This window comes from Cupriavidus lacunae, assembly GCF_003353055.1.
Lineage (GTDB): Bacteria > Pseudomonadota > Gammaproteobacteria > Burkholderiales > Burkholderiaceae > Cupriavidus > Cupriavidus lacunae.
The window spans coordinates 294,460-306,845 of record NZ_QKWJ01000002.1 but is presented as its reverse complement, the minus strand read 5'-3'; the positions used below and the strand labels follow the sequence as shown (position 1 = coordinate 306,845).

11 protein-coding genes and 2 pseudogenes are annotated in these 12,386 nt (G+C 56.8%); 4 read left to right on the top strand and 9 right to left on the bottom strand.

What is annotated here, in order from left to right:
* Positions 1-233: 233 nt before the first annotated feature.
* Positions 234-671: a MarR family winged helix-turn-helix transcriptional regulator gene (locus DN412_RS03390; protein WP_115013217.1), complete on the bottom strand. Its 438-nt coding sequence runs from the start codon at positions 669-671 to the stop codon at positions 234-236.
* A gap of 775 nt (positions 672-1,446) precedes the next feature.
* Here DN412_RS03390 and DN412_RS03385 point away from each other — a divergent pair.
* Positions 1,447-2,676 carry an epoxide hydrolase family protein gene (locus DN412_RS03385; protein WP_115013216.1) on the top strand — a complete coding sequence of 410 codons (1,230 nt, stop codon included), beginning with the start codon at positions 1,447-1,449 and terminating at the stop codon, positions 2,674-2,676.
* A pseudogene (locus DN412_RS03380) lies at positions 2,604-3,236 on the top strand (IS5 family transposase); the annotation flags it as partial. The gene DN412_RS03385 and the pseudogene DN412_RS03380, both read left to right, overlap by 73 nt.
* A gap of 11 nt (positions 3,237-3,247) precedes the next feature.
* Here the strand turns inward: DN412_RS03380 and DN412_RS03375 are convergent.
* Positions 3,248-4,165, bottom strand: coding sequence for a DMT family transporter (locus DN412_RS03375; RefSeq protein WP_115013215.1), 918 nt, complete (start codon positions 4,163-4,165; stop codon positions 3,248-3,250).
* A 101-nt stretch (positions 4,166-4,266) separates the two neighbouring features.
* Between DN412_RS03375 and DN412_RS03370 the strand changes: the two genes are divergently transcribed.
* Complete coding sequence (locus DN412_RS03370) at positions 4,267-5,157, top strand: LysR substrate-binding domain-containing protein (RefSeq protein ID WP_115013214.1); 891 nt, start codon at positions 4,267-4,269, stop codon at positions 5,155-5,157.
* Positions 5,158-5,742: 585 nt separating this feature from the next.
* Here DN412_RS03370 and DN412_RS03360 read toward each other — a convergent pair.
* The 7 genes and pseudogenes from DN412_RS03360 to DN412_RS03330 all read right to left on the bottom strand — a co-directional run bounded on the left by DN412_RS03360 (position 5,743) and on the right by DN412_RS03330 (position 11,360).
* Positions 5,743-6,387 carry a 3-oxoacid CoA-transferase subunit B gene (locus DN412_RS03360; RefSeq protein ID WP_115013213.1) on the bottom strand — a complete coding sequence of 215 codons (645 nt, stop codon included), beginning with the start codon at positions 6,385-6,387 and terminating at the stop codon, positions 5,743-5,745.
* Between the two features lie 11 nt (positions 6,388-6,398).
* Positions 6,399-7,115 carry a CoA transferase subunit A gene (locus DN412_RS03355; protein ID WP_115013212.1) on the bottom strand — a complete coding sequence of 239 codons (717 nt, stop codon included), beginning with the start codon at positions 7,113-7,115 and terminating at the stop codon, positions 6,399-6,401.
* A 70-nt stretch (positions 7,116-7,185) separates the two neighbouring features.
* A pseudogene (locus DN412_RS03350) lies at positions 7,186-7,355 on the bottom strand (transposase); the annotation flags it as partial.
* Between the two features lie 243 nt (positions 7,356-7,598).
* Entirely contained in the window at positions 7,599-8,219 is a 621-nt protein-coding gene (locus DN412_RS03345) for a flavin reductase family protein (protein ID WP_115013211.1), read from the bottom strand.
* Positions 8,220-8,289: 70 nt separating this feature from the next.
* A complete protein-coding gene (locus DN412_RS03340) occupies positions 8,290-9,657 on the bottom strand; it encodes an MFS transporter (protein WP_115013210.1) in 1,368 nt (455 codons plus the stop codon).
* Between the two features lie 234 nt (positions 9,658-9,891).
* The gene (locus DN412_RS03335) at positions 9,892-10,659 is read right to left on the bottom strand and encodes an aldolase (protein WP_115013209.1); all 768 of its coding nucleotides are present in this window, start codon (positions 10,657-10,659) and stop codon (positions 9,892-9,894) included.
* A gap of 77 nt (positions 10,660-10,736) precedes the next feature.
* Positions 10,737-11,360 carry a glutathione S-transferase family protein gene (locus tag DN412_RS03330; RefSeq protein WP_161563968.1) on the bottom strand — a complete coding sequence of 208 codons (624 nt, stop codon included), beginning with the start codon at positions 11,358-11,360 and terminating at the stop codon, positions 10,737-10,739.
* A 336-nt stretch (positions 11,361-11,696) separates the two neighbouring features.
* On the opposite strand from DN412_RS03330, the gene DN412_RS03325 reads away from it, so the two are divergent.
* The gene (locus tag DN412_RS03325; protein WP_161563967.1) at positions 11,697-12,362 is read left to right on the top strand and encodes a helix-turn-helix domain-containing protein; all 666 of its coding nucleotides are present in this window, start codon (positions 11,697-11,699) and stop codon (positions 12,360-12,362) included.
* The last annotated feature ends 24 nt before the right edge of the window (positions 12,363-12,386 follow it).

The following is a 12,386-nucleotide window of genomic DNA, read 5'->3' as shown; positions in this document are numbered from 1 at the left end:
CCCGAATAGCAAGGGTACAGACAAGGGAAGAACAGCCACCATGGATCTTCTAGCCTCAATGCGCGGCTTCATTCGGGCCGCAAACGACTGCGGCTTTCGTGACGCTGCCAAGTCGGGTTCACCGAGAACCACCCTTGATCGGCCGATCCAAGGCGTCAGAAAACACTTGCGTGACAACGTTGCGGACAGGACCTTAATCGCAACTGACGACACCGAAGTGGCTACCGGGTCAGCTATACTCGACGCCCCCCTCCTACCCGCTGCAGTGTTTCCAGTACGTCCAATAGCGCCGCTTTAGCGGGGCCCTTAAGAAATCTCTTCATCTCTCTTTCAACCTGCGCTTGGGCAGCACGCCAATGGGGGTCGGCATCGCGCAGCAAGCGTGCACCGGATGGGCTGAGCTTCGCCACTTTGAATCGTGCATCGTCATCTTGCGAGACTGTCACCCATCCCGCATCAATAAGTATCTTGATGTTTCGCGAGATGGTTGTCTTATCGAGCGCCAACTCAGCAGCAATATCCTTGTATGTGGCCGAATCCAATCGATCCAAGGCCCGTAACAACGAGAGTTGAGTAATTTTTAGGCCAATTGGTCTCAGCGCATTGTCATAGATTCCGGTCAGTGCATTTGCCGAGCGCCTAAATTGAGTGCAGTAGCATTCTGTAAACATATGGCTAACTCCTTCCGGACGGTTGCGCGCCTGGAAACCTCATAGCACGCAGCAGATGAATGTATATGCATCTAGTCTACACCATACCTGAAAGATCAGGGCACAACTCGTCTCATGTGTGTCATCTCGGACTTGATTTGCAAACCACAGGCGTGGCCGTCGCTGTACTCTGCTTGCTGCAGTGCATCTGACTTTGCCATTCAGGATCGATATCTCCCACGACGGCGGTAGACACCCCCCTCTTAATTTGGTTCCTACCTCTTCAGTACAAACTGCAATCAAATTGTACAGATAGATGTATATGCATCCATATAAACCGTCCTCGACGAGGAGATGAGGTAACGCGATGAATACCACCGGACTAGCTGGACATCTCAAACCAGGCATGACGAAGGAGATGTCCTCTCCGACAGCTCCAGTTAGCAGGGATTGGCGCAGTGCTTAACCTCCAGAACTCACTTCTTCCTCCGATTAACAAGATTGCCGGCGTAGGCGACATATCTCCAATCAACGCCGTACTGCCATCGACGAAACCGTTCATGGAGAAGTAGACATGGGGCGATCGTGAATCTGGCGCGATCCGAAGCCAATCGCACAGATTGCCGCGACGGCCCAGCACTTGGCAGCTTGGACCACGCCGCAAGCGATTGCGGTGTGGTTGCTCGGCTAACCTACCCCGCACCGAGGATTACTCATGATATTCAACAGACTGACACCTTTTGCAGCGATTTCTCTCGGCGTCCTTGTATTCGCCTCGCCCTGACATGTTCCGGCTATGGCGCCTACGCAAACGGATGCTGTTTCAGCCCAGACGTCCCCCGATCGACGACCCGACATCCGTCCATTCCATGTCCACGTATCGGATGCTGCACTCGGTGATCTTCGCCAACGGATTTCCGCTACCCGCTGGCCGGAACGCGAAACGGTTGACGATCTATCGCAAGGCGTGCAGCTCGCGAGAATGCAGGAGCTCGCCCGCTACTGGGCAACGGAGTATGACTGGCGCAAGGCTGAAGCGAAACTCAATGCGCTGCCACAGTTCGTGACAACCATCGATGGTGTCGACATTCATTTCATTCACGTCCGCTCCAAGAATCCGAATGCGCTCCCGATCATCATCACGCACGGTTGGCCCGGATCGATCTTCGAATTTCTCAATACTATTGGCCCACTTACGGATCCAACCAATCATGGCGGAAGCACAGCCGACGCATTCGACGTCGTCATCCCGTCAATTCCCGGCTTCGGCTTCTCGGGCAAACCGACGGAAGCTGGTTGGACACCTGATCGCATCGCAAGAGCATGGTCCGTTCTGATGAATCGACTTGGATATACCCGCTACGTCGCCCAAGGCGGCGACTGGGGCGCTCCCATTACGAGCGCAATGGCACGCCAGGCGCCGAATGGTCTTATGGGCATCCATCTCAACTATCGGGCGAGCGTGCCAGCCGAAATAGACAAGGCCATTCGCGCTGGCGATCCCGCGCCACCGGAATTGTCACGAGAGGAAAAGGCTGCTTTCGACGCGATCAACAACTTCGCTGCGCGCGGTTCGGAGTATCGCTTCATCATGGGCACGCGACCACAGATGGTGGGATACGGCCTCGCGGACTCGCCAGTCGCTTTCGCGGCATTTATGTACGACCATAACAACGGCGAGCCGCAACGATTGCTCACCAGAGACGCCGTGCTCGACGACATTACGCTCTACTGGCTGACGAACACCGCCACCTCGTCGGCTCGCATCTACTGGGAGAACAGCAACAAGAGCAACACAAGCGCCACGGTGCAGAAAACTGCAGATATCTCGCTCCCTGTTGCCGTGACTGTCTTTCCTGGCGAGATCTATAACGCGCCAAGGAGCTGGACTCAGCGCGCCTATCGCAACCTTGTCTACTTCAACACCGTGGATAAGGGAGGTCACTTCGCCGCATGGGAGCAGCCCCAGCTATTTTCGGAGGAACTTCGCAATGCATTCCGATCACTCCGCAGTCGTGGGCTTTGATCGAACCATTGCTGCCGCCACCGAAGCCGCGACGCAGAAAATATCCAGGCCGCCCGGTGTCGAATCGGGCTGCACCAAACGGCATCCGGTTCGTGTTCAAGACCGGGATACGCTGGTGCGACCTGTCGACCAAGTTGGGATTTGGTTCGGGCCCGACCTGCTGGCGGCGCCCGCACGCGTGGCAGAAGGCCGGCGTGGGGGGCCAACTGCACGAGTTGCTGCTGGCGAGTTACGCGACGCCGGCCAACTCGACTTCTCACGAGCAGCCGTCGATTCATCGCCGGTGCGAGCGATTGGGGCGGGCGAAAAACTGGCCCGAACCCCACGGATCGCTCGCGACCCGGTTCGAAGCATCACATCCTCGTCGATGCAAATGACGTCCCATCAGTGCAATCCTGAAGGGCGCGAACCGCAACGACGTCACTCTATTGCTGCCGCTCGTCGATGCCATTCCGCCGATTCGCGGTGTACGTGGCCGACCGCTTCAGAAGCCAAAAGTCATCTACGCCGACCGCGGCTATGACTCCGAACCGCATCGCCAGAGACTTCGCAATCGCGGCAGCAACATACACTAGGCCGCGACTTTCCGTGCGTCGCCCGACATTTCCCCCTTGGCTTGTCCTCGGCCTTGCAGCAAATAGACACCACCAAGGATCGCGGCCATAGCTAGCACATCGGCAGGCCGAATCGACTCGCCCGCGAGAGCTGCGCCCAGGAACAACGCCACAACTGGTGGGACATACGTAACGCTGGAAGCTGCCAATGCACCGAGCCGCCCGACAATGAAGTAATAGAGAATGAACGCGACGCCCGTGCCACAGAGGCCAAGCCCGAGGACGAGGCCTAGGAGTGCATGAGTATCCTCCGCCACGCGTGCGATCCCATGGAAGTCGGTAATGCCCGTAACGACGACCAGCGCAAGGCCAATCTGCCAGGTTGACAGCGCCAGCGGCGAAAGATCCAGGCCCGACAGGAAACGCCGCGCATACACGAATGAGCTGCCCACGCTCAGGGAGCCGGCGAGCATGTAGGCAACACCAAGCGGATTTACTCCCGCACCTGCCGCGCCCCAGGGCTGCGCGATCAGCAGGACCCCGATGAACCCGCTAGCAATCCCAGCCACTATACGGGGTGTCGGGCGCTGCTGCCGCGTGAGCGCCAAGCCACAGAGGAAGGAAACCAGCGGAATGGCGCCGCTTAGCATCCCGGCAACGCTGGACGCGAGGAGGGCCGCCCCTTTTGCGAAGGCGTAGTAATAGAGTACTGTCGCAAGCAGTGACATCACAGTGAAGTGATGAATGTGTCGCAAATGGCGCCATTTCAGCGCACCGGTGAATAGCGCACATGCCAGCAGCGGTAAAAAGCCAAAGAACACGCGCAAGAAAACAATTTGACCGGCGGACAGGTATGCACTCGCCCATTTCATGAATATGAAATTGGTGCCCCAGATCAGACCGAGTGCAGCGAAAGCGGGATAGGCGGGGTTCATGGCGAAGTCACTCGAAGATTGTTTCGGTAGCTTCATTGTGGTAACGGCGGCTATTTGGTACAAATGATTTAAATTTCCCGACGAGATAGAAAAACTACGTCATGCTTCCCCTGCCTCCGATGAAAGCTTTAGTCGCACTTGAGGCATCGGTGCGACTGGGTAGTTTTACTCTGGCAGCAGATGAGCTCGGGGTGACACCTGGCGCGGTCGGCCAGCAGATCCAAAAGCTCGAAGACTGGCTCGGCGTCCCTCTGTTCATCCGGCAGATCCGGCAGGTAACGCCAACTGCCGAAGGGCGCACGTACGTCGCGCAGATACAGCCCCCATTAGCTGAGATCGTGCACGCAAGCCGCCGACTGCGGGAGCGCCGGCACAAGGGCGTGCGGCTTTCAATGCCGCCCAGTTTCGCCGCGAAGTGGTTTGCACCCCGCATGGCCGACTTCCTGAAGGCGTATCCAGACATCCCGCTGAGCCTGAGCACCTCCACCACGCTCGTGGATTTCGAACTCGATGCTGTCGATCTCGCGGTTCGGCACTTCGATGGCGTCGATGCCCACCTTTCGGTGCAATCTCTCTGCCCCGACGAGGCCCGCGCGTACTGCAATCCGACCTATGCAGCGAGATGGAAGCTGACGCGGCCCGACGATCTGCAGTCGGCCACATTGCTGCACAACACGCTTCATCCGTACTGGCCGGCCTGGCTGGCTCGCTACAGTAATCTCACTGACGGGCAAATCGAATCCATCGCTGGTATCCGGTTCGATCAATCGCTGATGGCGATCGAATCGGCGGTACGGGCCCAGGGCGTGGTACTGACTAGCGCGATTCTTGTGGAGGCGGAGATTGCAGAAGGCGTCCTCGTGGAGCCGTTCAGGGAGGCATTCCCGTTATCGCTTGGGTACTACCTCGTGCACCCAAAGACTGCAGAATTGCAAGAAGGCGGTAGATCACTGAAGCAGTGGTTTGCCGAAAGAATGGCTGAGCGGCTTTAGGCAACCGACTCATCTACTGCCGCGCGGGTCTCGCTGTCCCGCGCTTGGCGCAACTGACCAACCTCTCTTCACGGGTGGCCTTCGGCCAACTTCCGTCATCCGAAAACCTCCCTTCTCCAGCTTATCGCCATACAGAGCACCGTTTCCTGGCAGCTTTGCAATTGATACGCATGATGGTGAATGCTCTGGATTGAGTTCAGTCCACACCCTCGCGGAACTGCCACCCCCCGCCCGCCGGTGGCTCTCGATCATCCGGCCTTGGCGAGTTGGCGGGAGAGACGCTTAGAGTCCGTTTGAAAAATTCGTCGTAGATGTGATCTAACGGCTTCGCCTCCGTCTCCAATGCGGTCCATATAAGTCGCTCCCGGATTGATCGCATTGACCCGAATGTTGTGCCGGCCCCAAGCGCCGGCCACGCCTGTGGATACGAAGCATGAGGGCAGCATTGGTGGCTCCGCGTGGTAGATGAAGCGAGGCGGCAATCTTGCCCCCTGGCGACCCTCTGGCCACCCGCGCTCACAGACTCTTCGAGAACTGTCGCTCCGCCTGACTAATGCAGACAAACCGGCGGTAGGGGCGATCTACTTAGCCGAAGATGAGTGGCACTCCGGTGCGGTCTTGCAGGGTTCCCCTGGACACGTCGGGAGCGACCTTGCGGACCTGCAGCCCGTCAGGAACGACGTCGATAACAGCTAAGTCCGTAATGATGCGGCTCACAACTTGTACTCCCGTGAGGGGCAATGTGCAACGCGGCAGGATCTTATGCTCGAAGGCGCCGTCCTTCCGTCCTACAACGTGCTCCATCAATACGACGACGCGCGGCACACCCGCAACAAGGTCCATGGCCCCTCCCATACCCTTGACCATCTTTCCTGGGATCATCCAGTTTGCAAGATCACCTTCTACGCTCACTTGCATCGCCCCAAGGATGCTCAGATTTAGCTTGCCGCCACGGACCATTGCAAAGGATTGGTCGCTACTGACGATCGATGTTCCCGGTACTGCGGTAACAGTCTGCTTGCCAGCGTTGATGACATCGGCATCAACCTCGTCCTCCATGGGAAAAGGACCGATCCCCAGCATTCCGTTCTCCGATTGAAGCCACACATCAAGATTGGCCGGCACGTGATTGGATACCAGAGTTGGCAGACCGATACCCAAATTGACGTAGAAACCGTCACGCAGTTCTTCGGCCGCCAACGCAGCCATCTGATCATGATTCCATGCCATTTTTTCAATCCTCAGCCTGGTCGAGTGGTTCGCTTTTCGATACGCTTCTGCGGCGCGGAATTCACCACGATGCGGTGAACGTAGACCCCTGGCAAATGAATGTCATCAGGCGCCAACTCTCCATTCGGAACTAGCCTTTCCACCTCCGCTATGCAAATCCTGCCCGCCATAGCCACGGCAGGATTGAAATTTCTTGCGGTAAAGCGGAAGCGTAGATTGCCCGCATGATCGGCAACGTCGGCTTTTACAAGGGAAACATCCGGAGTCAGCGAGCGTTCCAAGAGGTACTTCTGTCCATTGAATTCGCGAAGTTCCTTGCCCTCCGCTACCAAAGTTCCCAAGCCGGTACGGGTATAGAACGCCGGAATTCCGGCGCCACCGGCGCGCAGCTTTTCGGCCAAGGTTCCTTGAGGAGTAAACTCGACCTCCAACTCACCGGCCAAGCACTGACGCTCGAACTCTTTGTTTTCGCCTACATAACTCGCGATCATTTTTCGAATCTGCCGCGTCTCCATCAGCAATCCCAGGCCAAAATCGTCCACGCCGGCATTATTCGATATCGCCGTTAGGTCCTGCACACCTGTGTCGCGAAGGGCAACGATGAGTGCTTCAGGGATTCCACACAATCCGAAGCCCCCCACGGCAAGCGTCTGGCCGTTGTGCACGATTCCATCAAGCGCCGCCGCTGCTGAGCTATAGATCTTGTTCCCCGGATAGGATCCGGTCATGTTCTCACACTAGTCCACTGCGTCAGTGAAATGGCACCGGACGAATTCGTCGCGATGGATCGTCGTACTTTCATTTTATTGGCTTGGATCCTTGTTGTGTTGACGGATATAGCGCATGAGCTTGCGAGCCAGATCCTTCACCGAGGTGAAGATCCCACGTGAGATGACATCGCGCTGAATGCGTGCGAACCAGTTCTCCACTTGATTGAGCCAGGGCGAATAAGTCGGCGTGTAGTGCAACAAATGGGTGCTTTTTTAATGACGCAGTGGACTGATATGTATTGACCGTGTCAAGTGCTCGTTTTCGTGTTCATACATTTTGTCTAGTGCTTTCCCAAGCGCTTGCTAAAGAACCCGCCTCTGCCGAGCCCGTACAATCATCTTGCCTTCCAATTCGCCAAACTGCCGCCCCTTCATCCTCGGTTTATCGCCCTGCCTCAGCGCCACCTGGTAGCAAGGGAGTTCCCACGTGCTAGTCTCGGCCTAATGGCCATTCGGGCGCGGAAGCTGCGACGCCGCTTGCACCGTAACGATGTCCCCGAGGCGCCCGTAACGCGGACCGGCCACGCGGGCAAGCGGATCCAACTCCCTGGTGTCGATCTTGTCGCCATCCACCAGACCGTCGCGGATGTGGAACATCAGTACCTCACCAACAATCAGACGGCTGCGGCTGTCGCCGAACTCCAGGCATTGCCGCAATCGGCACTCCATCGCAATGGGCGGCAGGGCTAGCCGCGGTACTCCGATGTGAGTGCTCAGTAGTGTTTCGAGTCCCAACTCTTTAACTTCACTCACTTCTGGCGGGTGTTCTGCCGAACTATCATGCACGGCGGCCATTAGCGTCGAGTCGGCTATATGGATCACGTACTCCTCGTTGTTGAGGATGTTTTGCGCAGTGTCCTTGTACCCATTGCCTTTGCGACCGATGCTAATGGCTAGCATTGGCGGCTCCGCCGACACAAAGGTAAAGGCGCTGAACGGGGCCAGATTGACGATACCGTCTGCCGAGACACTGGTTACCCATGCAATGGGACGGGGCACCACGATGCCGGTAAGCAGCCGGTAGGTTTGTTCCGCGCTGAGCGTGGAGGCCTTGATTTGCATAATAACTCCTGGGCTTCTAAAGGGCGCTCTCTCCCGAGGCGCCCGGATCAACAAAAACGTATGTGGGTGATTACGGAGAGACTTCCTCGAGCATCCGGAACCGCGTTTCGCTTACGAAAAGCCAAGACACCACGGCGGCGAAGGCGGCGGCAATCGCCAAGCCGAGGAACACTGAACCAAGCCCCCAAGTGACAATCGTTCCCCCAATTACGTTCGGCCCGACGAATCCGGCGACACGGGCCCAGAACGCGCTAGCCGAAAGCCCAATTGCACGAGACCGCGTTGGATAGATTTCCGTCGTATAGAGATAAACCCCGATCGCGATATAGGCGACGAAGAAGTTCGCAATGGATCCGACAATCATCAGGGTCATTGCGGAAGTGGGATTCACGAACCAGATGCAGAGGAACGAGACAGCCGCACCAAGGAAGGCGACGCCAAATGCGGTTCGGCGCATAGTCATGTCAATCGACAGCGCGCAGAGCAGACACCCAGCCAGCCCGACCGCCTGCGTCGCAACGCTGTAAATCAATGCATCTCCGACACCGAGATGAAAGACGTTTCGGTAAATGCTGGGAAGCCAAACGAGCAGACCATAAGTACAGAAGTAGCAAGTACTCCAGATAACCCAACTCGTGAGGGTACGCCGCAGATATTGCGGCCCAAACAGGTCAGCCAACGAGGCCGAGCGCTCGATGGTCAGCGCGATGGGCTGTGCCGCTGGCAAAGACTGCCCACTCGACTTCTCTATGGCCTTTTCGATCGTGCTCAGCGCTGTATCAGCTTCCGCGAATCTTCCCTTGCTCGCGAGCCAGCGGGGCGACTCCGGAAGCCTCCGCAGCATAAAGACCAGCAGAGCGGGCAGCGCACCGATGACAAAGAGCCAACGCCAGCCGATGTCCGGAACGATCCACGCTCCCACAAGCACCGCGGCAAGCAGCCCAACAGGGAAAACTAGCTCATAAAGCAATACGAAGCGACCGCGCCCGTGTGTACGAGACAGTTCCGAGATGTAGGTCATTGCCACAGGGACCTCGCCTCCAATCCCGAATCCCTGCAACGTACGTAGCAGCAGCAGTGACTTGAAGTCCCACGCAAAGGCGCAGGCGAGGCTCAGCAGAGAATAGATCAGGATTGACCATGTCAACGCACGCTTTCTGCCAATGCGTTCCGCCCACCACCCAAAGAATAGCGCGGCCACTAACTGGCCAAAGAAACTTGCCGACAATAGCAAGCCGATTTGACCCGTACTGAGATGCCATTGTGGAGCCAGAACTGGCAACACATACGCGATGGCTAGGTTGTCAAAGGCATCGAACAACGTGGCGATGCCGATAATGAAGCGCGCCTTGAGATGCCAACGCGAGATCGGCATGCGCTCAATGCGCGCGACTACATCCTCGACCGTGCCGCGCGCTACACTTACTTGACCAAGCATAACTTCTCCTCCGCGGCCGGTTTTGCAGCCGCAATGCGGTTTGGTACCGCTCAATATAAATTCCCCTCAATAGGAATTTATGTTTCAATTCGGGGCTATCGATCCACACAACCCGGCTTCATTACCCAATGCGTGCGGTCAATCACCTAAGGATCCGTCTGCGACAGCATCTGACTTGACGGACGATTGGGCTCCTGCTGAACCCCTCCTGGTACATGAGACGCTTCAGGACCGTTACACAGTCCGCGCTTCCTTGCGCAGCAGACGCCTGGCGAACATGGCAAAGCTTGCACGCACAACACTGGGTAAGAGGAGGAAGTCGTGGGACTCGCGGGCGAGATTTGGATCAACTTCTCGAAGCTCACCTCCTGCCTGGGCACGGAGTTGATCCCGAGCGGCCTTCTCTATCAGGACAGCAAGATATGCGGTTTCCTCAACCGAGGAAGTGGCACACAAGAAGCCGTGATTGGCAAGCAGAACGCTACGGTGCGCACCAAGGGCGGCGGTAATCAGCTCCCCTTCCTGATCCGCGATTGGCAATCCGGGCCACTCTGCGAGATAGCCGCAATCGCCGGCGAAGGGAGTTGCGTCCATATGCGCGACCCGTAGCGGACTTCCGATCATGGAGAGCGCCGAAACATATGGCGGATGTGTATGCACGACGCAGTTGACATCCGGTCTTCCCCTGTACACCCACATATGAAAGCGAATCGCAGGATTCGGGATCCCCTTCCCGGCTAGAACATTCATGTCCGCATCCAGGCGAAGGATGCGATCGACATCGATCTCATCAAAACCAACTGCCATTGGCGTCGTCAGGAAAGTTCCATCGTCACAGCGTACGCTAATCTGACCGGCAAGCGTCTCCGAATGCCCATGATCGGCAAGAATCCGACATGTCAGCGCCAATTTCTCAGCCTCGGTCCAGTCTCCGTAATCCAGTCCGGCCGCCATCCTTGTTGTGGCCTGTTCTGTGACAAGCTGTCTTTCCGTATTCTTCATGATCAATCCCAGTATCGTTCGTGGCTATGCCATTGTTAATGGCAATATCTACAGCGGGTTCCGTGGCAAATCAGAACCTACGGGTGCTGGTAATTCTCAGCAGCAGACTTCGCTATGCCAGGCATCTCAATGAAACCCGGCAGCGCCATGACACGCTCAATCCAGCCACATACGTTCGCAAAGTCATCCAGTGGCAGACGGCCTTCGCGCGAGAGCGCCACATAGGGAAAGCATGCGAGATCGGCTATGGTGGGACGGTCGAGTGCGAGCCAATCACGCATGGCCAACCTCTCGTCAAGAACCTTAAGGACCCGAAGGCCGGAGTTCGTCGCACGCTCGATATCTATCATCTCATCGAGAAGATAGTAGACCCGCGCCGGTTGGAGACTGTTCCCAATCTCGTTTGCAGAGAATGACAGCCACTCCATTACCCGCGCCCGCTCAGGTGCATCGACACCGCTCCACTCCGCGCCGTATTTCTCCGCAAGATATACAAGGACCGCGTGACTATCCTGCACGACATAGTCACCGTCCATCAATATCGGAATTTGCCGCAAAGGATTGAGAGTCCCGAACTCTTCAGTTTTGGTGGCGTGATTGATTACGTCAGTGAATCTACTTTCATATGGCAAAGCGAGCATTGATAAAAGTAGTCGGATTTTGTGGCAATTTCCCGATAACGGGTGGTCGTAAAGCACCATCAAATGCAGCCTCCCTTCGTTGTTACTGCAAGACTTCACCATCAACGCATCGACACTGAAGACCGGACACTTCCCACTGGAATTCGTGATGCAGGATTCCCAGGCACACGACCTGATGAGATGAGTCCACAATCCGCTCCCATCCGAGGCGTCCGATACGCCGCGCTCAAAAACCCGCATCTCCCAAGGACAACAAAGTTGTCCTTGGGAAAACTCTACCTCGAAGACGAAGGGAGTTCAAGCAGGGAAAGATGCTAGGATGTAGAAATTTAGATTTAGGGTTTCCCCTAGGAATGGGTAAGCGACGAACAGACAAAGAGCGGCATGAGCTACAGGATGAAGGCAAGAACTGAACGTCTAACGCAAACGAAGCAGACAACTTCTGAGCACCGCCAGGACAAAGTCCTGGATGGAACGACGGCGCCCACCGGCAGCAGGCTAGGGCCGGCGGGCACACACCCCGGCCACTACGCACGCGCCGCACGTAGGCGACAAAATCTGACGCTGGATGAGCTGGCCGAGCGCACAGGCTTAAGCAAAGGGCATCTTTCTCGCTTCGAGCGAGGGGAAAAATCACTTTCGATTGCGGCCTTGATTCGCCTGGCGGAGGCATTGCAGACGCGCGTGTCGACGTTACTAGGGGAATCGGCGGGAGCCGATGGCTTACATGTCGTGCGGGCGGCAGACCGGCAAGTCTTGACCAGTTCACCGAGTGAGGGCGGTTACCGCTATGCGGCTCTCTCTCGGGCACAGGTGGATGCCCCGTATGAGGCATTTATTGTGCATCTGAATGCCGAGTCTAGTATGAACAAAGGCGCCTATCATGGCGGCGAAGAGATGTTTTTTGTGCTCTCCGGCACGGTTGAAATTGAACTCGCTGCGCACACGCTGGTTTTGCGAAGCGGCGACTACGCCCAATTTCCGGGGCACATCCAGCACCACGTGCGAGGAGTCGATCCGCAAACCAGCATCCTCATTATCGTAGCGGGTGCGAACGAATAACTTCACGCGCGCCACCGGAGGCAA

Bases quoted from the DNA above. Each gene is read 5' to 3' on its own strand.
- DN412_RS03330 (WP_161563968.1), bottom strand. From the start codon at position 11,360: ATGGTGCTTTACGACCACCCGTTATCGGGAAATTGCCACAAAATCCGA.
- DN412_RS03370 (WP_115013214.1), top strand. From the start codon at position 4,267: ATGCTTCCCCTGCCTCCGATGAAAGCTTTAGTCGCACTTGAGGCATCG.
- DN412_RS03390 (WP_115013217.1), bottom strand. From the start codon at position 671: ATGTTTACAGAATGCTACTGCACTCAATTTAGGCGCTCGGCAAATGCA.
- DN412_RS03325 (WP_161563967.1), top strand. From the start codon at position 11,697: ATGAAGGCAAGAACTGAACGTCTAACGCAAACGAAGCAGACAACTTCT.
- DN412_RS03340 (WP_115013210.1), bottom strand. From the start codon at position 9,657: ATGCTTGGTCAAGTAAGTGTAGCGCGCGGCACGGTCGAGGATGTAGTC.
- DN412_RS03345 (WP_115013211.1), bottom strand. From the start codon at position 8,219: ATGCAAATCAAGGCCTCCACGCTCAGCGCGGAACAAACCTACCGGCTG.
- DN412_RS03335 (WP_115013209.1), bottom strand. From the start codon at position 10,659: ATGAAGAATACGGAAAGACAGCTTGTCACAGAACAGGCCACAACAAGG.
- DN412_RS03360 (WP_115013213.1), bottom strand. From the start codon at position 6,387: ATGGCATGGAATCATGATCAGATGGCTGCGTTGGCGGCCGAAGAACTG.
- DN412_RS03385 (WP_115013216.1), top strand. From the start codon at position 1,447: ATGGCGCCTACGCAAACGGATGCTGTTTCAGCCCAGACGTCCCCCGAT.
- DN412_RS03355 (WP_115013212.1), bottom strand. From the start codon at position 7,115: ATGACCGGATCCTATCCGGGGAACAAGATCTATAGCTCAGCAGCGGCG.
- DN412_RS03375 (WP_115013215.1), bottom strand. From the start codon at position 4,165: ATGAACCCCGCCTATCCCGCTTTCGCTGCACTCGGTCTGATCTGGGGC.